This window comes from Methylobacterium sp. C1 (assembly GCF_001854385.1).
GTDB classification, from domain to species: domain Bacteria; phylum Pseudomonadota; class Alphaproteobacteria; order Rhizobiales; family Beijerinckiaceae; genus Methylobacterium; species Methylobacterium radiotolerans.
Map to the genome: position 1 here is coordinate 3,189,689 of NZ_CP017640.1, position 18,957 is coordinate 3,208,645.

Annotated in this window: 17 protein-coding genes; 7 read left to right on the top strand and 10 right to left on the bottom strand. The window is 68.8% G+C overall.

What is annotated here, in order from left to right:
• Positions 1–230 precede the first annotated feature (230 nt).
• Positions 231–923, top strand: a complete 693-nt coding sequence (locus BKE41_RS14880) for a hypothetical protein (protein ID WP_053622150.1) — start codon at positions 231–233, stop codon at positions 921–923.
• A gap of 5 nt (positions 924–928) precedes the next feature.
• Here the strand turns inward: BKE41_RS14880 and BKE41_RS14885 are convergent, their stop codons facing one another.
• Positions 929–1,207: a hypothetical protein gene (locus BKE41_RS14885; protein WP_012319741.1), complete on the bottom strand. Its 279-nt coding sequence runs from the start codon at positions 1,205–1,207 to the stop codon at positions 929–931.
• Between the two features lie 473 nt (positions 1,208–1,680).
• Here BKE41_RS14885 and frc point away from each other — a divergent pair, with 473 nt between their 5' ends.
• Positions 1,681–2,958 carry a formyl-CoA transferase gene (frc, locus tag BKE41_RS14890; RefSeq protein ID WP_012319742.1) on the top strand — a complete coding sequence of 426 codons (1,278 nt, stop codon included), beginning with the start codon at positions 1,681–1,683 and terminating at the stop codon, positions 2,956–2,958.
• 189 nt (positions 2,959–3,147) lie between these two features.
• Complete coding sequence (locus BKE41_RS14895) at positions 3,148–4,080, top strand: methionyl-tRNA formyltransferase (protein ID WP_029357431.1); 933 nt, start codon at positions 3,148–3,150, stop codon at positions 4,078–4,080.
• A gap of 12 nt (positions 4,081–4,092) precedes the next feature.
• On the opposite strand, the gene BKE41_RS14900 is transcribed toward BKE41_RS14895, so the two are convergent.
• Both BKE41_RS14900 and oxlT read right to left on the bottom strand, forming a co-directional pair.
• Positions 4,093–4,764, bottom strand: coding sequence for a class II aldolase/adducin family protein (locus tag BKE41_RS14900; protein WP_029357432.1), 672 nt, complete (start codon positions 4,762–4,764; stop codon positions 4,093–4,095).
• Between the two features lie 115 nt (positions 4,765–4,879).
• Positions 4,880–6,157, bottom strand: coding sequence for an oxalate/formate MFS antiporter (oxlT, locus tag BKE41_RS14905; RefSeq protein ID WP_012319745.1), 1,278 nt, complete (start codon positions 6,155–6,157; stop codon positions 4,880–4,882).
• A gap of 488 nt (positions 6,158–6,645) precedes the next feature.
• On the opposite strand from oxlT, the gene BKE41_RS14910 reads away from it, so the two are divergent.
• The 4 genes from BKE41_RS14910 (at position 6,646) to BKE41_RS14920 (ending at position 9,685) form a co-directional block, all read left to right on the top strand.
• Positions 6,646–7,338: a GntR family transcriptional regulator gene (locus BKE41_RS14910; RefSeq protein ID WP_012319746.1), complete on the top strand. Its 693-nt coding sequence runs from the start codon at positions 6,646–6,648 to the stop codon at positions 7,336–7,338.
• A gap of 394 nt (positions 7,339–7,732) precedes the next feature.
• Positions 7,733–7,882: a hypothetical protein gene (locus tag BKE41_RS31665; RefSeq protein WP_164891374.1), complete on the top strand. Its 150-nt coding sequence runs from the start codon at positions 7,733–7,735 to the stop codon at positions 7,880–7,882.
• A gap of 213 nt (positions 7,883–8,095) precedes the next feature.
• Positions 8,096–9,064 (top strand): HD-GYP domain-containing protein, encoded by a 969-nt coding sequence (locus BKE41_RS14915; RefSeq protein WP_245295961.1) that lies wholly within the window; start codon positions 8,096–8,098, stop codon positions 9,062–9,064.
• 126 nt (positions 9,065–9,190) lie between these two features.
• Positions 9,191–9,685 carry a CAP domain-containing protein gene (locus tag BKE41_RS14920; RefSeq protein WP_012319749.1) on the top strand — a complete coding sequence of 165 codons (495 nt, stop codon included), beginning with the start codon at positions 9,191–9,193 and terminating at the stop codon, positions 9,683–9,685.
• 11 nt (positions 9,686–9,696) lie between these two features.
• On the opposite strand, the gene recJ is transcribed toward BKE41_RS14920, so the two are convergent.
• From recJ to BKE41_RS14955, 7 genes are all read right to left on the bottom strand, one after another.
• On the bottom strand, positions 9,697–11,514 hold the full coding sequence (recJ, locus tag BKE41_RS14925; protein WP_083374488.1) for a single-stranded-DNA-specific exonuclease RecJ: 1,818 nt from the start codon (positions 11,512–11,514) through the stop codon (positions 9,697–9,699).
• 132 nt (positions 11,515–11,646) lie between these two features.
• On the bottom strand, positions 11,647–13,044 hold the full coding sequence (locus tag BKE41_RS14930) for an NAD(P)(+) transhydrogenase (Re/Si-specific) subunit beta (RefSeq protein ID WP_012319751.1): 1,398 nt from the start codon (positions 13,042–13,044) through the stop codon (positions 11,647–11,649).
• A 4-nt stretch (positions 13,045–13,048) separates the two neighbouring features.
• Positions 13,049–13,504 (bottom strand): proton-translocating transhydrogenase family protein, encoded by a 456-nt coding sequence (locus BKE41_RS14935; RefSeq protein ID WP_012319752.1) that lies wholly within the window; start codon positions 13,502–13,504, stop codon positions 13,049–13,051.
• 24 nt (positions 13,505–13,528) lie between these two features.
• Complete coding sequence (locus BKE41_RS14940) at positions 13,529–14,758, bottom strand: Re/Si-specific NAD(P)(+) transhydrogenase subunit alpha (protein WP_070999705.1); 1,230 nt, start codon at positions 14,756–14,758, stop codon at positions 13,529–13,531.
• A 206-nt stretch (positions 14,759–14,964) separates the two neighbouring features.
• Positions 14,965–15,258: an aa3-type cytochrome c oxidase subunit IV gene (locus tag BKE41_RS14945; RefSeq protein ID WP_012319754.1), complete on the bottom strand. Its 294-nt coding sequence runs from the start codon at positions 15,256–15,258 to the stop codon at positions 14,965–14,967.
• 122 nt (positions 15,259–15,380) lie between these two features.
• A complete protein-coding gene (locus BKE41_RS14950; RefSeq protein WP_070999707.1) occupies positions 15,381–16,742 on the bottom strand; it encodes an AarF/ABC1/UbiB kinase family protein in 1,362 nt (453 codons plus the stop codon).
• A 109-nt stretch (positions 16,743–16,851) separates the two neighbouring features.
• Entirely contained in the window at positions 16,852–18,723 is a 1,872-nt protein-coding gene (locus BKE41_RS14955; protein WP_012319756.1) for a M3 family oligoendopeptidase, read from the bottom strand.
• Positions 18,724–18,957: the final 234 nt, after the last annotated feature.

Sequence of the window (18,957 nt, forward strand, 5' to 3'; positions counted from 1 at the left end):
CCTTGGACCCGCCCCGGCGTAGGCAAGCGGACGGGGTGCGCGCATGGCCGGGTCGAGGCGGAGCGGCGATTGCAGTCTGCGCGTCTCGGCGGACAGGTCACGATCGGCGCCCGACGCCGACGCGCGGCTGGGCCGCGACGAAAAATTCGCGTGCGTCACACGGCGATGGTCTCTCCCGGCGTCCGCCCGCGTTCTAGGTTCTGTCGATCGCTCAACGCGAATGCAGGTTCATGAACGGACACGCGGCGGCACGATTTCCGGACGACCTGCGCGAGGCCCTGGCGCAGGCTCTGTACGAGTCTGAGCGGACGGAGGGAGAGGATCGCGCCCTCTGGACCGACCCGGACCTGGAGGCCCGGCACCCCGGTCTCCGCGAGCGCTATCGTCGATCCGCCGACGCCCTCGCGGCCGGCCCGCTGGCGGATCTGCTGGCGGCCCGACGGGCCGACGAGGAGGAGTTGCGGGTGCTGCGCCGGCAGCGGATGTCGCCCGAGCGCGAGCGGGAACTCCTCGAGGCCAACAACCGCCTCCTCGCCCGCGCCGAAGCGGCCGAGACGGCGCGGAGTGCCGCGGAAGAGGCGCTCGTGACGCTGCGCCGCGAGCGCGACGTCGCCCGGGAGGCGGAGGCGTTCTGGCAGCAATTCGCCTTCGACGCCGACGATCTCGCGACCCGGCGCCTCATCGAGCAGACCGACGCCCGCGCCGAGGCCGAGCGGCGAGCGATCGAGGAGCGGTGCCGACGGGAGCGCGCGGAGGCGGCGCTGCGCCTCTTCGCCGATCGCGCCGACGTCATGCCCAAGGAGGGATGGGCGTCGGAACTGGCGAAGGCCAATCGCGACATCCCGCTGTGGTGGTTCCACGCGGCCCGCGTCGCCCTCGAGCCGCCGGATCTGTCCCGACCGACCGAGAGCGGCGAGGCCTGAGCACCTCAGGCGGCCGCGGGCTGCTTCGCGGGCGTGTCTCGGAACAGCGCCGTGCAGCCGGAGCCGCGATGCATGCTCAGGATCGACGCACGGTCGATCTCCGGATGGGTCTTGAGCACCTTCTGGACGCAGGCGAGCACGCGCTCGTACTGCGCGGCGTCGTAATTCGGTTCCAGCGGGCTCACGGCAATGTAAGTCTCGACCACGAGAACGCGCTCGGCGCGGTCGTGGGCGACGTCGACGGCGATCCAGGACGACTTGATCAGGCTGGTGCTGGCGAGCATGGGCGTTCCTCGTGCAGCGTTACATCGTGCCCCCTACGGCTGCGGCACGCTTTTCATCCCGCAGCCAGAGGCAATTTTGGCGAAATCATGGACCGCCTGTCCCGGAATGCCAAGGGGGCGCTGCCGGCGACGCGCGTTCGCGCTGTGCCGCGTGTTGAGCGTCGGCGCGCCCCGGCTTACGCTCCGGCATCGGCCGTCACCGGAGACGTCCACAATAGGCACTCGCGTCCGCCAGATGGCATGTGGTATACAAATTGGCGGACTCGTCACCCCGAGTCCGCGTGACGGTGTCGCGATACGACGAGACCGCGCTTCGGGAGGGAGAACAGACATGATCCGTTCGAGGATGGAAGGCCCCTGCCCCGGCGTCGCGGCACGCGCGTCACGGGCCCGTGCAGGCATCGAATCGGTATCCCGCGCGGCCTGAGCCGCCCTCCGTCATCCCCACACCGACTCCAGCTCCGAGACCGATCATGACCAAGGCCCTCGAAGGCGTCCGCATCCTGGACTTCACCCACGTTCAATCCGGTCCGACCTGTACGCAGCTCCTGGCCTGGTTCGGCGCCGACGTCATCAAGGTCGAGCGGCCGGGCGTCGGCGACGCCACGCGCCAGCAGCTTCAGGACATCCCGGACGTGGACAGCCTCTATTTCACGATGCTGAACCACAACAAGCGGTCGATCACGCTCGACTCGAAGAACCCCAAGGGCAAGGAGGTTCTCTGGCGCCTGATCAAGGAATGCGATGTCCTCGTCGAGAATTTCGCGCCCGGCGCCCTCGCCCGCATGGGCCTGACCTGGGAGAAGATCCACGAGGCCAACCCGCGGATGATCCTGGCCTCCGTGAAGGGCTTCGGTCCGGGCCGCTACGAAGATTGCAAGGTCTACGAGAACGTCGCGCAGTGCGCCGGCGGCTCCGCCTCGACGACGGGCTTCCGCGACGGCATCCCGATGGTGACGGGCGCGCAGATCGGTGATTCCGGCACGGGCTTGCACCTCGCCCTCGGCATCGTCACGGCGCTCTATCATCGGACCCAGAGCGGCCTCGGCCAGAAGGTCGACTGCGCCATGCAGGACGGCGTGCTGAACCTGTGCCGGGTGAAGCTGCGCGACCAGCAGCGGCTCGCGCACGGGCCGCTCAAGGAGTACAGCCAGTTCGGCGAGGGCATCCCCTTCGGCGAGGCGACCCCGCGCGCGGGCAACGATTCGGGTGGCGGTCAGCCGGGCCGCATCCTGCGCTGCAAGGGCTGGGAGCAGGATCCGAACGCCTATATCTACGTCATCACCCAGGCCGCCGTCTGGGAGCCGATCTGCGACATCATCGGTGAGCCGGATTGGAAGACCGATCCGAACTACGCCACCCCGAAGGCCCGCCTGCCGCATCTCAACGAGATCTTCACGCGGATCGAGGCCTGGACAATGAAGGTGTCCAAGTTCGAGGTGATGGACACCCTGAACAAGTACGACATCCCCTGCGGCCCGATCCTGTCGATGAAGGAGATCGCCGAGGACGAGTCGCTGCGGAAGACCGGCACCATCGTGGAGGTCGATCACCCGACCCGCGGCAAGTACCTGACGGTCGGCAATCCCATCAAGCTGTCGGCGAGCCCGAGCGAGGTGACCCGCTCGCCGCTCCTCGGCGAGCACACCGAGGAGATCCTGCGCTCCGTGCTCGGCTACTCCGAGGCCGAGGTCGGCGAGATCTCCGAGTCCGGCGCGATCGGCGCGGTCCAGAAGATCGCGGCCGAGTGATCGGTCTCCGGCGAGCCGCGGCCGAGGCTCCGGATCGCTGAAGTTACAATCCGGGGGCGCGCGTGCCGCGCGGCCCCGGATTCCGGGTGACGCCGTTCGACGGCCAGGGCACGGTCGCGCCGCCGAGCCAGCGCTCGGTCCGTTCCATCCCGGTCCCGCGCAGGGCCCGGACGACACCCAGGAGCCTGCATGCGCATCGCCTTCATCGGTCAACAGGATTTCGGAAAAGCGGTCCTGGAGGCGTTCCTCGAGCGAGGCGATGAGGTTGCCGCGGTGTTCTGCGCGCCCGAGAAGCCCGGCGCCAAGCCGGACGTCCTGAAGACGGCGGCCGTCGAGAAGGGGCTGACGGTCTTCCAGTTTCCCAGCTTGAAGAGCCCCGAGGCCGAGGCCGCGATGCGCGGCCTGAACGCCGATATCGGCATCATGGCCTACGTGCTCCAGTTCGCGCCGCAGAGCTTCGTCAACATCCCGACGCACGGCACCATCCAGTATCATCCGAGCCTGCTCCCGCGTTACCGCGGCCCGTCGTCGATCAACTGGCCGATCGCCCGGGGCGAGTTGCAGACCGGCCTGACCATCTTCCGGCCTACCGACGGCCTCGACGAGGGCCCGGTGATCCTGCAGAAATCCTGCCCGATCGGCGCCGACGCGACCCTGGGCGACGTCTACTTCGACAACCTGTTCCCGATGGGCGTTGCGGCCATGCTCGAGGCAGCCGATCTCGTCGTGGCCGGCCAGCATGTCGAGATCGATCAGGACGAGGACGCAGCGAGCTACGAGGGCTGGTTCCGCGCCGCCGAGGCGGAGATCCACTGGTCCTCCCACGCCGAGCAGATCTACAACCTGATCCGCTCGGCCAACCCGGCGCCCGGCGCCTGGACCACCCACGACGGCAAGAAGCTGCAGATCTTCGACTGCAGCCTGCATCGCATCCGCAAGCTCGCCGACGTCGTCGGCAAGCCCGGCGAGGTGATCGCCGTCGACGATCAGGGATTCAGCGTCTGCGCCCAGGGCGGCCAGATCGAAGTCCGCAAGGTCAAGGCGGAGGGCGGCAAGAAGGTCGCGGCGGCCGAGTTCGCCCGGGAAGCCGGACTGGCGGTCGGACAGATCCTGGGGCGCTAGGCCAACCTCGCGTCAGGTCGTCTCCGGCGCGGTCTGCCGCGCCGCGTTCAGACCGTAGCCGCGGAAGCGCTCGACCGTGGCGCCGATCTCGTCGTCGGACAGGATGATCGGCGTCCCGATCTGCCGCGCGACGGCGTATTGCTGGCAGAGCGTTTCCAGCTCGACGGCGAGCCACAGCGCCTTCTCCAGGCTCGCGCCGGCCGCGATCATGCCGTGGTTGGCGAGGAGGCAGACGTTGCGGTCGACGAGCGCCGCGAGGGCGAGGTCCGAGAGTTCCGCCGTGCCGTACGGCGCGTAAGGCGCGCAACGCACTGTCGGGCCGCCGAAGGCCGCGATCATGTAGTGGACCGCCGGGATGGCCTCCCCGCACATCGCGAAGGCGGTGCAGTAGACCGGATGCGCGTGGACCACCGCGTGGAATCCCGGACGGGACGCCAGGATGTCTCGGTGGAAGCGCCATTCCGACGAGGGCTTCTGGTCCGGCGGGTGCGTGCCGTCGAGGTCCAACCGGACCACGTCGTCCGGTCCGGTCCGGTCGGTGGGCATGCCGGACGGAGTGATCAGGAGCCCGTCGCGGAAGCGCACCGAGACATTGCCCGAGGTGCCGCGGTTCAGCCCCTGGGCGTCGAGCGCCCGCGCCGCCGCCACGACGCTCTCCCGCGCGATCCGCTCGTCTCTGTCCATGATGCCCGGTCTCCGGAAGGCCCGGTTCCCGGTATGCAGGAAGCCCGGCGCCGTAAAGACGGCGCCGGGCTCATCACGTCGGTTCCGCGTCGCGGCGCCGGACGACCGGGGCCTGCTACTGCGCCAGCACCGGCGCGAGGCCCGCCTCGGGCTTCTTGGTGTAGGCGGCGCGCATCGGCTTGAGGACGAACAGCGCCAGCAGGGCCGCCAGGATGTTGAGGGCCGCGGCCGCCAGGAACACCGTGTGCCAGCTCCCGGTCATGGTCGTGAGCACGCTGGTGTAGGGGACGATCAGCGCCGCGGTGCCCTTGGCCGTGTAGAGCAGGCCGGCATTCGTCGCCGCGTATTTCGACCCGAACGTGTCGCCGCAGGTCGCCGGGAACAGCGAGTAGATCTCGCCCCAGGCGAAGAAGACGAGCCCCGTCAGCAGCACGAAGGCGATCGGGTTCTGGCCGAACTGGCTCAGCGCGTAGATGCCCAGGCCCTCGATCGCGAAGGACAGGAACATCGTGTTCTCGCGGCCGATATGGTCGGAGACCCAGCCGAAGAACGGACGCGTCACGCCGTTGAGCACCCGGTCGAGCGTGGCCGCGAAGGTCAGCGCCGGCAGCGTGATCCCGAGGAGCGAGACCGGGACGTCGGCGATCTTGAAGTCCTTGGCGATCGGGCCGAGCTGCGCGGTGGCCATCAGACCGCCGGCGGCCATCATGACGAACATCGCGTACATGACCCAGAAGATCGGCGTGCGGACCATCTCGGACGGCTTGTAGTCCCGCTTCGACTGGCTGACCCGGGCGACCTCCGGAACCTGACCCTTGGCCGGCGCGCGCAGGAACAGCGCGATCAGCATGACGATCACGCCCTGCCCGATGCCGAAGTAGAAGAAGGCCGCCTCGTAGCCCTGGGACTTGATCATCGCCTGGATCGGCACGACCGTCAGCGCCGAACCCGCGCCGAAACCCATGGCGGTGATGCCGGCGGCCAGGCCGCGGCGATCGGGGAACCACTTCAGCGAGTTGCCGACACAGGTTCCGTAGACCGCACCCGCACCGGTGCCGCCGATCGCGGCCGCGATGTAGAGGACGGTGAGCGAATCCGCGTAGGAGTTGATCACCCAAGCGATGGCGCAGAGCAGACCGCCGAACAGCGTGACGATCCGCGGGCCGTACTTATCGACGAACCAGCCCTCGATCGGGACCAGCCAGGTCTCGGTGACGACGAACAGCGTGAAGGCCACCTGGATCGCCGCGCGATCCCAGCCGTGGCGCTCCTGCATCGGGCTCACGAAGAAGGTCCAGCCGTACTGCATGTTGGCGATCATGCACATGCAGACGACGCCGAAGGCGAGTTGCAGCCAGCGGCCGCGCCCCACCGGTTTGACGATCTCGGACATACCGTTCCCTCCTGGACAGTATTATTGTTGGCGTTCGCGCTCAGGCCAGCTTTATGCCTTGCCAGAGCGCAGCTTGGCAGAACAACTTGACCGGAATTCTTAGAAAAATTCTTGGCCCGCGGGCAAATAATCTCTGTAGTAGCCGCCACCCGCCTGGCACCGGACGATGATGTCTGATGGTCGACGGTATGCCAGCAAGATGGTGCTGATTTAATCCCAGGCTGTCAATCGAACCTGCAAAAAAACACACCTCAGCCGGGTTGGATTAAACACTTGGCTCGAACGTGCCTCGCACGTGGCTGCGAGGGGCCCGGATTTCGGTTGCGTTCGCGCCACTTCTAACGTGCCGGAAGGCGGCAAAGGTCACAGGTCTGTGGGACCGCGCCGCAATCGACTAGGATCTTGCAAAGGTTTGGGTTAGGTCGTTTGAGAGCGCACGACAGAGAATGCGTGCGGGACATCATGCGTGTGAGCCGACTGGACGAGGGATGTCGAATTCCGAACCGCTGAGCGTGAAGCCCATCGTCGCCAGCTCCAGTCTCCGGACATTGGCCTACGAGGCGCTCAAAACGGCCATCACCAACATGGACATCTACGGGCGTCCGGACGAGGTGCGTCTCGACGAGCGGAAGCTGTCGCAGGATCTCGGTGTCAGCCGCACGCCGGTGCGCGAGGCCCTGACGGTTCTTGAGCAGGAGGGCTTCGTCCGCTCCGAAGCGCGGCGCGGTGTCTTCGTGATCAAGAAGAACAAGCGCGAGATCGTCAGCATGATCCACGCGTGGACGGCGCTGGAGAGCATGGCGGCCCGTCTCGCCTGCGCGCGCGCCACCGACGCGCAACTGCGCTCGTTGCGCGAATCGTTCCCTGAATTCTTCGAGGGGCAGCCGTCCGAGCACATCGACGAGTACTCCGATGCGAACATCCGCTTCCACCAGCGCATCATCGCGCTGGGTCACTGCGAGGCGATCGCCGATCTGACCAGCAATCTGCTGATGCATGTCCGCGGCATCCGCAGCACCGCGCTCCGGCAGGGCGACCGAGCGGAGCGCTCGATACGGGAGCACGTCGCCATCATCTCGGCGCTCGAAGCCCGCGATGCAGATCTGGCCGAGAGGCTCGTCCGCGAGCACGGTCTCGGTCTCGCGCAACACGTCGACACCTACGGCGACTACCTGGACTGATCGCCGCCCGAGCTCACGCCCGGCGGCGATGAGACCGGGATTGCGTCGCGGCTCATCCGTCAGCACGCCTGCGCGCACTTGCGCGGCATCATCGACGTCGCGTCTGTCGGCTCCGATGCACAGTCGAGACCCGGTCTAACGGGATCTCAAATCGAATCGTGCACGATCGTTGCGGCGCTGCAAAAAATCCGGCCGCGGAGCGCTCAAACGTGGCGCGCCACCTATCCGATCGAGAGCATGGCGCCGAGGGAAAACCGTCGCGAGCGGGCGTGCACGCGCTCTCCATGCATGCACGGCATGAACGGTATTCGTAATCTGGCATACCAAGTTGCGCCGCGGCATGACACGTATCGCATCGCAACATGTCCCGTTCGAAACCGCGCCGGATAGTCCGATGATCGCCAGCTTCCTCGCCATCTTTGTCGCCTTCGCCGCCTGCCAGGCGTTGCTGACCGTGAAGTTCGCGGACTTCCTCTCCGCCGCGGAGGGTGGTCACGCGACCGTCGAGCCCGCCGCCGACGTCGCGTCCGCGAAGCTCGCCTGAGGACAAGGCCGGTCCGCAGCGTCTGAGAATGCGTAGGGTTAACGCTTTCCTCAAATTTTACGCGTAGGGTGAACCGATCGTTGACCGTGCGGGCGAGGAGCTACCGCGTTGGCCCTCGGCCCCGCATCGCGTTTCTCGGACGGGCCTTTCGTCCTGATCGTCTCGGATCGTCCGTCCGAACGATCGGCCCTCGAGCGCGCGATCGCGCTAGTGATGGACTGTCGTGCGATTCCGCCCGGCGTCCCGCTGCCGTCGGGGCGGCCACATCTCGTCATCCTGGACCTGCCGCCGGCCCGTAGCGCCGAGCTGCAATCCACCCTCGCCCATCACGGACCGCCGGTCCCGCGCCTCGTTCTCGTGCGCGGCGAACCCCTGCCGGCCGCTCGCTACCTCCGTCAGCTGCCGGCCGCGTCGCCCCGCCAGCTTGTATTGGCGAATGTCTTCGCCATGATCGAGGAGGCGACGCGCTCCGCCGAGTTGCGGCAGCGTCGGCTCCTGGAGCGCGTCTCGGGCGCCACCGCCGTCGTCGCCGAGATCTTCGACAGCGCCGCCCTCGGCGCCCGTCTGCAGCGCGCCGACGCGGATCGCGGAACCGAGCTGGTCCTCGCGGCCGTCTCGGAGGTCGGGATCGCCGAGTGGCTCACCGCGGTGTGGCGCCACGAGATCGGCGTTTACCAGCACACCCTCGGCGTCGCCGGCCACGCCGCCACCTTCGGCTCGCAGATCGGCCTCGGTCAGACCGACCTCGCGTTGCTGGTGCGCTCGGCGCTGCTGCACGACATCGGCAAGGCGCGCATCCCCGCGGAGATCCTCAACAAGCCGGGACCGCTCAATCCCGAGGAATCGCGCCTCATGCAGCGCCATCCCGATATCGGCGCCGATCTGCTTCGCGTGCACGGCGATTTCGAGGAGGCGGTGATCGACGTGGTCCTTCACCACCACGAGCGTCTTGACGGGAAGGGCTATCCCGATCGGCTGTCCGGTGCGGCGATCTCGGACCTCGTGCGGATCGTGACGATCTGCGACGTGTTCTCCGCCCTGACCGAGCGGCGCACCTATCGGCAGCCTGCCACTCCCGCGGAGGCGCTGTCGATCATGGCCGACAACACCGGGCACCTGGATCCGGATCTCCTGCGCGCCTTCGCGCCCTCCATGCTCAAGGGCAGCGCCCTGGCGGCCTGATCCGGGCCCGGCGTGGCGCCGGCGCCACGCTGTTCGGCGGGATGGTCCGGGCGCGCCGCGCGCCGCGCTTTCGCCGCAACCGCGCCGGAGGGAGGCGATCCCGTCACACGATTTGCCGACCGGACCGTGCCCAAGCTCAGTCTCGCCCTCGCTGTCGCCCTCCCGCTGGCCCTCGCCGGGTGCGGCGGTCTCTCGGTCCTGCCCGAGACTCCCGTCGAGAACGCGACGCACACCGCCGTGCTCGACGAGGTCGCGGCCGCCGCGGCGATCTCGGCCTACCGGGTCCAGCACGGCCTGAGCCCGGTCGTGGTCGACTCGGCTCTCGTGAAGGCGGCGGCCTTCCAGGCCGGCAACAACGCCCGCCACGGCCAGCTCAGCCACGATGTCGGCGGCAGCTTCACCTCGCGCATGGCGTCGGCCGGTCTCGCGAGATCCTGGGCGGCCGAGAATCTCAGCGCCGGGTCCGAGACCCTGGAGCAGGTGCTCGCCCGCTGGAAGGCGAGTCCCGAGCACAACAGGAACATGCTGCTGCCGCAGATCCGCAGGATCGGGATCGCCCGGGTCGATGCCCCGACCACCCGGTACAAGCGCTTCTGGGCGCTCGTGATGGCCGGCGGCTGACGCCGGACGTCTCAGGATTCGGACGGCGCCAGATCGACGATCCGGAGCTGGGCGCGCTCGGCGCCGCGCCAGCGGTCGCAGGACAGGGTCCCGGCCACGTGCATCTCCCGGCCGATCCCGTTCAGCAAGGCCAGGCCGAGCGGTCGTTCGGCGGCGCGGAAACAGATCGCTCCCACCACCTGCCCGTCGCGGCTGCGCAGCCGGGCCCTGACATGGCTGGAGCCGACCAGACCGGCGTCGACGAGGCGGTGCCGGCCCAGCGCGAAGATCGGCTCGGGCGCACCCTGGCCGAACGGGCCGGCCCGCTGCAGCAGCCGGACCGTCTCCGCAGTGGCGCCGCCGGCGCTGAGGCCGCCGTCGATCAGCAGGGCATCGGCGGTCCGGGCCACCGCGACGCTCGCCCCGAGCAGCATCGCCAGATGCGCCTCGAAGCGGGGGATGTCGTCGGCCCGCACGGTCACGCCGGCCGCCATGGCATGGCCGCCGCCCTTGCTGGCGAGCCGGGCCTCCACGCAGGCGCGGACCGCGAGCCCCAGATCCGCGCCCGGGATCGAGCGCCCCGAGCCCGTGGCGGTCCCGTCCGGACGGATCGCGAACGCGAAGGCCGGCCGGTTGAAGCGCTCCTTCAGCCGGGAGGCGATGAGGCCGACGATGCCGGGGTGCCACTCGGCGCTGGCAGTCACCAGCACGGTACGGGCCGGATCGAGCGTCAGGGCCCGGTCCATCTCGGCCTCGGCCTCCAGGACGGCCTGCGCCTCGATCGCCTGACGCTCGCGGTTGAGGCGATCGAGGTCGGCGGCGATCCGGGCCGCCTCGCCCGGGTCCGCCGTGGTCAGCAGGCGGGCGCCCAGGGCCGAGTCGCCGATGCGCCCGCCGGCATTGATGCGCGGCCCGAGCACGAAGCCGAGATGCCACGCTTCCGGAGGCTCGCCGAGCGAGGCCGCGTCCAGCAGCGCCGCGAGCCCGGTGCGGCCGCGATGGCGCATGACCGTGAGCCCCTGGGTCACGAAGGCCCGGTTGAGGCCCGTGAGAGGCACGACGTCGGCCACGGTCGCCAGCGCCACGAGGTCGAGGGCATCGGTGAGCTGCGGTTCGGGACGATGGCTGCCGAAGAAGCCCTCCTGCCGCAGGGCGCGGTTCAGCGCCACCAGGGTCAGGAAGACGATGCCGGCGGCGCAGAGATGGCCGAGGCCCGACAGGTCGTCGAGGCGATTCGGATTGACCACGGCGCGGGCGGGGGGGAGGATCTCGGAAGCCGCGTGGTGGTCGAGGACGATGACGTCGAGACCGGATTTCTCGGCCTCCTCCAGCGGCGCGTGGCCGCTCGTCCCGCAATCGACGCAGACGAGGAGTGTCGCGCCCTCCGCCGCCAGCGCGGTGATCGCCGCGACGTTGGGGCCGTAGCCCTCGGTGATCCGGTCGGGGATGTGGATCGGCGCGCGCAGTCCCAGGTTGCGGAGATAGCCGGCGAGGAGCGCCGCGCTCGCGGCGCCGTCGACATCGTAGTCGCCGAACACCGCCACCGTCTCCCCGCGCTTCACGGCGCGGACGAGGCGGCGGACGGCCGCCTCCATATCGAGCAGCGTGTGCGGATCCGGCATCAGGTCCCGCAGCCGCGGCGCGAGGTGACGGGGCGCCGCTTCCGGGACGATGCCCCGTCCCGCCAGGACCCGGGCCAGCAACTCCGGGAGGCCGTGGGCCTGGACCATCTTGGCGATCTGATTCTGGACGGCCGCGCCGCCGCAGCGCTCCTGCCAGCGCCGACCGGTCACGGAGGCGGCGACACCCAGGAAGGGCGGCGGTTCGGCGAGGAGCGGAGCGGACGACACGGGCGCCACCCTACACCGGGCCGCGCGGGGAATCTTGCGCCTCGCCGCAACAGCGACGGCGAACGCGATCCGGCACAACGAAAAAGGGCGGGCATCGCTGCCCGCCCGTCGGATCTGCCGGAGACCTGAGTCTCAGAGCGACTTCAGGATGTTGTCGACGACCTTCTTGGCGTCGCCGAACAGCATCATGGTGTTGTCGCGGAAGAACACCTCGTTCTCGACGCCCGCGTAGCCGGAGCCCATGCCGCGCTTGATGAACAGCACGGTCTTGGCCTTCTCCACGTCCAGGATCGGCATGCCGTAGATCGGCGAGGCCTTGTCGGTCTTGGCAGCCGGGTTCGTCACGTCGTTGGCGCCGATCACGAAGGCGACGTCCGCCTGCGGGAACTCGCCGTTGATGTCCTCCAGCTCGAACACCTCGTCGTAGGGCACGTTGGCCTCGGCCAGCAGCACGTTCATGTGGCCCGGCATGCGGCCCGCCACCGGATGGATGGCGTACTTCACGTCGACGCCCTCCTTCTTCAGCATGTCGGCCATCTCGCGCAGCGAATGCTGCGCCTGGGCGACCGCCATGCCGTAGCCCGGGACGATGATGACCCGCTCGGCGTTCTTCATGATGTAGGCCGCGTCGTCGGCCGAACCCTGCTTCACGGGCCGGGTCTCGACCTGACCGGTGCCGGCCGCGGCCGTGTCGCCGCCGAAGCCGCCGAGGATGACCGAGATGAACGACCGGTTCATCGCGTGGCACATGATGTACGACAGGATCGCGCCCGAGGATCCGACCAGCGAGCCGGTGATGATCAGCGCGAGGTTGCCCAGGGTGAAGCCGATGCCCGCCGCCGCCCAGCCCGAGTAGGAGTTGAGCATCGACACGACCACCGGCATGTCGGCGCCGCCGATCGGGATGATGATGAGCCCGCCCAGCACGAGCGAGGCGATGACGATCAGCCAGAAGATCGCCTTCGACTCGGTGCCGATGAACAGGGCGATCAGCAGCACGAGGCCGGCGGCCAGCAGCGCGTTGATCAGGTGGCGCTGGGGCAGCATGATCGGCTTGCCGGACATGCGACCGTCGAGCTTGGCGAACGCGATCACCGAGCCGGTGAAGGTGATGGCGCCGATGGCGACGCCGAGACCCATCTCGAAGAGCGACTGCTTGTGGAAGTGGCCGTTCTCGATGATGCCGAAGGCCTGCGGCGCGTAGAGTGCGCCCGCCGCCACGAAGACGGCCGCGAGGCCGACCAGCGAGTGGAACGCCGCTACGAGCTGCGGCATCGCGGTCATCGGCACGCGCTTGGCGATCACCGCGCCCGCGCCGCCGCCGATGCCGAGGCCCAGCAGCACGAGGATCCAGGCGCCGGCACCCGCCGGCGGGTGGCCGACGAGCGTCGTCAGGATCGCGAGCCCCATTCCGACCATGCCGTACAGGTTGCCCTGCCGGGAGGTTGTGGGGTGCGAGAGCCCCCGCAGCGCCATGATGAACAGGACGCCGGCGACGATATAGAGAAGGGAGGAGACGTTCTCTGACACCGGCTCAGCCCTTCTTCTTGTACATGCCGAGCATGCGTTGCGTGACGAGGAAGCCGCCGAAGATGTTCACGCTGGCGAGCACGATGCCGATGAAGCCGAAGAACCGGGCCAGCCCGGTGCCCTTCTCGATCAGCGGAACGCCGACCGCCAGGATCGCGCCCACGATGATCACCGACGAGATCGCGTTGGTGACCGACATGAGCGGGGTGTGCAGGGCCGGGGTCACCGACCAGACCACGTAGTATCCGACGAAGATCGCCAGCACGAAGATCGCGAGCCGGAACACCGTGGGATCGACCGCGCCGCCCGTGGCGGCGCTCAGCCCGTGGCCCATGCCGTCGGCGATGATCTGCGCCTGGTCGGCGGCGTTGCGCGCCACCGCGGCCGCCGCGCGCGCGGCGTCGGCCAGCACGCGGGCCTGATCGGCGGCCTGATCGGGAGGGACGATGACGTTTGCCATTCTGCTACTCCTCTCGGCCGGGCTTCACTGCGCGCCCGCCGGGGCGGCCGTGCCGGACGCCTTGTTGGCCTCCGACTTGGCCAGCCCCACGGAGGCGGCTTCCGAGGCTGCGCCATCGGTCTTGGGCTGGAAGGACGCGTGCACGACCGCGCCGTCGCGGGTGAGGTTCGTGGCCTTCACCAGCTCGTCGTCCCAGTTGATGGCCAGCGCCTTCGACTCCTTGTCGATCAGGGTCTCGACGAAGGCGTAGAGGTTGCGGGCGTAGAGGCTCGACGACGTGGCGGCGAGCCGCCCCGGCACATTGACGTGGCCGACGATCTTCACGCCGCGGTCGTTCGTGACGACCTCGCCGGCCTTGGCGCCGGCGACGTTGCCGCCGCGCTCCACCGCGAGGTCGACCAGCACCGAACCCGGCTTCATCGACGCCACCATCTCCTCGGAGACCAGCTTCGGCGCCGGCCGGCCGGGGATCAGCGCGGTGGTGATGACGATATCCTGCTTGGCAATGTGGCCCTTGACCAGCTCTGCCTGCTTCTTCTGATACTCGGCCGACATCTCCTTGGCGTAACCGCCGGCGGTCTCGGCCTGCTTGAACTCGTCGTCCTCGACGGCGACGAACTTGGCGCCCAGCGATTCGACCTGCTCCTTGGTGGCGGGCCGGACATCGGTGGCGGTGACGACCGCGCCGAGGCGTCGGGCGGTCGCGATGGCCTGGAGGCCGGCCACGCCGACGCCCATGACGAACACGCGGGCGGCCGGCACCGTGCCGGCGGCGGTCATCATCATCGGCATCGCCCGGCCGTACTCGGCGGCGCCGTCGACGACCGCGCGGTAACCGGCGAGATTCGCCTGCGAGGACAGGACGTCCATCACCTGCGCGCGGGTGATGCGGGGCATCAGCTCCATGGCGAAGCCGTCGACGCCGGCCTCGGCCATCGCCCTCAAGGCTTCCTCGTTGCCGTAGGGGTCCATGATCGCGATCACGGTGGCGCCACGCTTCAACTGCGGCAGCTCTTCGGCGCTCGGGCGCCGGACCTTCAGCACGAGGTCGGCATCCCTGGCGGCATCGGCGGCGCTCCCCGCTATGCCGGCGCCGGCGGCCTCGTACTCGGAATCCAGAATGCCGGCCCTCTGGCCCGCTCCGGACTGCACCACGACGTCAGCACCGAGAGATTTGAACTTCTTGACGGTCTCAGGAACCGCGGCGACGCGCGGCTCCGCGGAGTCCGTCTCGGACAGCACAGAAATGCGCATGCGAGGGTTCCCCTGGAAAAGCTCGGCCTTCGAATGCGCGAACCGGCGACGCTTTTCGAGAGGCGGACCTACGATACCGCGTTGGAAGCGGCCGGAATGTAACTTGCGCTCAATTTAATTGCCAACAATGCGTCAGCGACCCGCCCGGCGATCGCGAGCGGGCTCGTCATCCGCGGCGGCGCTTAACGCCACCGCCCTCGAACATTTCAGGCGAAGAACAGGTACAGGACCAGCAGAATCCCGACGACCAGCGGGGCCTTCCACCCGACGGCCGGTGCGAGAGCGCCCACCGCGCCCGCGGCTCCCGAAGCGATCACGCCGACGATGGCCAGCAGCCAAGCTTCGCGGATCCCGCCGATGGCGAGGGCCAGCACCCAGCAGATCACGACGCCGGTGGCGATTTCGACGAACCGGACGAACCCGCGATAGGTCTGCTCGTGAGTCTTCGCGTCCATCGCCGGGCTGTAGGTGTGCCCGGCCACCGTGTCACTCTCGGCCATCGTGCGCTCGTTTCCCTAAGACGCGACTTCTTGCGGTCGCGGTCGGATGTAGCTCAAGCGTTTACCTGCCGCAATCGGACGCACGCAAGTTGATCGCTCTCTCGGTGGATCTTCGCGCCGACTCAGGCCGGTTTCGGCAGGTCCGCCTCGGCGAGCACCCGACCCTGACGCTTCGTGAGTTCGTCCAGCGAGAAATGCTCGATCTCGGCTTCGAACAACCGGTGGTAGTTGAGTTCCGACCTGAGGTGGAGGAACACGGCGCCCAGACCCACGGCGGCACGATCCATGAAGACGAATTCCTGCGGCACCGTCACCGGTCCCCGCTCCTTCAGGGCCTGATGGACCTGGAAGGCCTGCCGCCGACCGTACTCCCCTGGCTTCACCCCGTCCGCGACGGTGCGGGTGCGGTCCTCGAGCAGCGGCCCGTAGATGAAGCGGGCCCAGATGTTCAGGATCTCGATCTTCTCCTTGTTGAGATCCTTGAAACCCCAGACCTCGTAGGCGTGGACGATGCGGGCGTCGTCGTTCTCCAGCAGGCCGCGATAGAGGTCCACGACGCCGCCGACGAATCGCGGATGGAAGATCCGGACGCAGCCGTAATCCAGCAGGTTGATCCCGGCGGCCTCTCCGGCGTCAGAGAAGACCGTGTAATTGCCGAGATGCGGGTCGCCGTGGATCACCGCCGCCCGGCTGAACGGGTGCCACCACGCCTTGAACATCGCCTGAGCGATCCGGTTACGCACTTCGACGGGCTCGTCGGCGAAGCCCAGGATCTTGTCTCCGTCGAGCCAGCCGAGCGTGAGCAGGCGCTTCGTCGAGAGCTCAGGGAAGACGCGCGGCACGCGCACCGCGGCGATGTCCTTCAGCACGGCCCCGTAGAGCGCCGCGTGCTTGGCCTCGCGCTCGTAGTCGAGTTCCTCGCGCACCCGGGCGCCGATCTCCTTCGCGATCTCGCGCGTATCGAGCCACGTGTTCATCCGGCGGTGCAGCGCGAACGCGACCTCCAGCTGCTTGAGGTCGGCCTCCACGGCCGATTGCATGTCCGGATATTGCAGCTTGCAGGCGAGCCGCTCGCCGTCCTCGGTGGTCGCGCGGTGGACCTGCCCCAGCGAGGCCGCGGCCGCGGGCTTGAGGTCGAAGCTCCCGAATCGCGCCTGCCAGCCGGCGCCGAGTTCCGACTGCATCCGGCGTCGGACGAAGGCCGCGCCCATCGGCGGCGCGTCGGCCTGGAGCTTCTGCAGCTCGGTGGCATATTCCGGCGGGAGCAGGTCCGGGACGGTGGCCAGCAATTGGGCCACCTTCATGATCGGCCCCTTCAGGCCGCCCAGCGCCTGCGCCAGGGCGGCGGCGTTGGTGGTGCCCTCCTTTCCGAACAGCCGCGCCATGGCCATCCGGGCGGCGACACCGCCGACATTGGCGCCCACGCTGGCGTAGCGCCCGGCGCGGGCGGAGAAGCGGTTGGCTTCGCGGTCGGTCTCGGCCATCACTCGATCTGCTCGTCTGACGATGATCCGCAGATAAGCCGCCCCCGGCCGCGAACCAGGGGCGTGGGTCCCTGCGCCGCGGGCATCGGCCGAGCCCTCGGCGCCCCGCTCAGGCCCGACCTTCCATGCTCTCCAGCTCGACGATCATGCTCTCGATCATCCCGAGACCGATCTGCCAGAAGCCCGGATCCTTGGCGTCGAGGCCGAAGGGCGCGAGCAGCTCGCCGTAGGGCTTCGAGCCGCCGGCCGAGAGCAGCGCGAAGTAGCGGTCCACGAAGCCCTCCTCCGCCCGGGCGTAGACGCCGTAGAGCGAGTTCACCAGGCAGTCGCCGAACGCGTAGGCGTAGACGTAGAACGGGGAGTGGATGAAATGCGGGATGTAGGCCCAGAACGGCTCGTAGCCTGAATCCAGCGTGATCGCCGGACCGAGCGATTCCGCCTGGACGGACAGCCACAGCGCGTTGATCTGGTCGGTGGTCAGCTCGCCCTTGGCGCGGGCGAGATGGACCTTCCGCTCGAACGAGTAGAACGCGATCTGGCGCACCACCGTGTTGATCATGTCCTCGACCTTGGCGGCGAGCATGGCACGGCGCTGGGTCGTGTCGGTGGTCGCGGCGAGGAGCCGACGGAAGGTCAGCATCTCGCCGAACACGCTCGCCGTCTCGGCGAGGGTCAGGGGCGTCGGCGCCATCAGGGCGCCGTTCGGCCCGGCGAGCACCTGGTGGACGCCGTGCCCGAGCTCGTGCGCCAGCGTCATCACGTCCCGCGGCTTGCCCTGGTAGTTGACCAGCACGTAGGGGTGGACGGAGGGCACGGTCGGATGCGCGAAGGCGCCCGGCGCCTTGCCCGGACGGGTCGGCGCGTCGATCCAGCGCTCGTCGAAGAAGCGCCGCGCGATCCCCGCCATCTTCGGCGAGAACGCGTCGTAGGCGGACAGCACCGTGTCGCGGGCCTCCGTCCACGGGATCGTGCGCTGCTCGACGCGCGGCAGCGGCGCGTTGCGGTCCCAGTAGGGCAGCGCCTCCTGCCCGAACCACTTCGCTTTGAGCGTGTAGTAGCGGTGGGACAGCCGGGGATAGGCCGCCCGCACCGCGTCGACGAGTGCTTCCACCACCTCGGGCTCGACCCGATTCGACAGGTGGCGCGCGTCGGCCACGTCCTTGAACCCGCGCCAGCGGTCGCTGATCTCTTTGTCCTTCGCCAGCGTGTTGGTGATGAGCGTGAAGACCCGCAGCTGGCCGCGCAGCACCGCGCTGATCGCGCCGGCCGCCTCCTTGCGGACCGCGCCGTCCGGATCCTGAAGCTTGTTGAGCGTCGGCTCCAGCGGCATCTCCTCGCCCTGCACGGTGAAGCGCAGCGAGGCGATCGTCTCGTTGAACAGCCGGTCCCAGGCGGCGTTCGACGTGACCGACTTCTCGAGAAACAGCTTCTCGGTGCGGTCATCGAGCTGGTGCGGCTTCTCGCGCCGCAGGTCCTCGATCCACGGGGCGTAGTGCGCGAGCGGCCCTCCGGCCATCGCGGCGTTCATCGCGGCGTCGTCGACGCGGTTCAGCTCCAGGGCGAAGAAGAGGAGATCCGCCGAGGCGCCGGTCAGCCGCTCGCGGGTGTCGCCGTAGAACTTGGCCCGCGCCTCGTCGGTGGTGTCGCCGGAATACACGAGCCCCGCGAACGACATGAGCTTGCCGAGCAGGTCCTCGATGCCCTCGTAGGTCCGCACCGCCTCGGCCAGACGCGCGGACGCGTCCGGCCCGGCGGCGAGCTCGGCGATCCGGCCGGCATAGGTCTCGGAGAAGCGGCGGCACTCCTCCTCGGCGCGAGTCATGTCGCCGGAGAAGTTCGGATCATCGAGGCCGGAATAGAGATCCGTGAGGTCCCATTCCGGAAGATGGCCGAGGTCGGCAGCCTTCGCGGCGGCGCGCGCGGCACTCACGCCCTCCGGCAGGCGGACAGTCACCGGCGAGGCGGTGTGGCTCGGCATCATGGTGTGCAATCCTCTCCAAGGGCTCCGGCCCCGTACCCTGATATCGAGCGTGCCGCCACGCGTTCAACGCGGGCGGTCCGTCGGACCGGCGCGCGATCGGTGACGACGCGCCGCGAACGTCGTTAAGCGGCACTTTACGAGTGTCGGTCACCCTGCGGCTCGAAACGAAACAGTCGCCGAATCGGAGGCCGCGAGCGGGTCGAACCCGCGTCGCGTGTCCGGCCTTCGTGCGCC

Coding starts and splice junctions, on each gene's coding strand:
- BKE41_RS14945 (WP_012319754.1), bottom strand. CDS start 15,258: ATGGCCGAGAGTGACACGGTGGCCGGGCACACCTACAGCCCGGCGATG.
- BKE41_RS14955 (WP_012319756.1), bottom strand. CDS start 18,723: ATGATGCCGAGCCACACCGCCTCGCCGGTGACTGTCCGCCTGCCGGAG.
- BKE41_RS31665 (WP_164891374.1), top strand. CDS start 7,733: ATGATCGCCAGCTTCCTCGCCATCTTTGTCGCCTTCGCCGCCTGCCAG.
- frc (WP_012319742.1), top strand. CDS start 1,681: ATGACCAAGGCCCTCGAAGGCGTCCGCATCCTGGACTTCACCCACGTT.
- BKE41_RS14895 (WP_029357431.1), top strand. CDS start 3,148: ATGCGCATCGCCTTCATCGGTCAACAGGATTTCGGAAAAGCGGTCCTG.
- BKE41_RS14885 (WP_012319741.1), bottom strand. CDS start 1,207: ATGCTCGCCAGCACCAGCCTGATCAAGTCGTCCTGGATCGCCGTCGAC.
- BKE41_RS14910 (WP_012319746.1), top strand. CDS start 6,646: ATGTCGAATTCCGAACCGCTGAGCGTGAAGCCCATCGTCGCCAGCTCC.
- BKE41_RS14915 (WP_245295961.1), top strand. CDS start 8,096: ATGGACTGTCGTGCGATTCCGCCCGGCGTCCCGCTGCCGTCGGGGCGG.
- BKE41_RS14940 (WP_070999705.1), bottom strand. CDS start 14,758: ATGCGCATTTCTGTGCTGTCCGAGACGGACTCCGCGGAGCCGCGCGTC.
- BKE41_RS14900 (WP_029357432.1), bottom strand. CDS start 4,764: ATGGACAGAGACGAGCGGATCGCGCGGGAGAGCGTCGTGGCGGCGGCG.
- BKE41_RS14950 (WP_070999707.1), bottom strand. CDS start 16,742: ATGGCCGAGACCGACCGCGAAGCCAACCGCTTCTCCGCCCGCGCCGGG.
- BKE41_RS14880 (WP_053622150.1), top strand. CDS start 231: ATGAACGGACACGCGGCGGCACGATTTCCGGACGACCTGCGCGAGGCC.
- BKE41_RS14935 (WP_012319752.1), bottom strand. CDS start 13,504: ATGGCAAACGTCATCGTCCCTCCCGATCAGGCCGCCGATCAGGCCCGC.
- oxlT (WP_012319745.1), bottom strand. CDS start 6,157: ATGTCCGAGATCGTCAAACCGGTGGGGCGCGGCCGCTGGCTGCAACTC.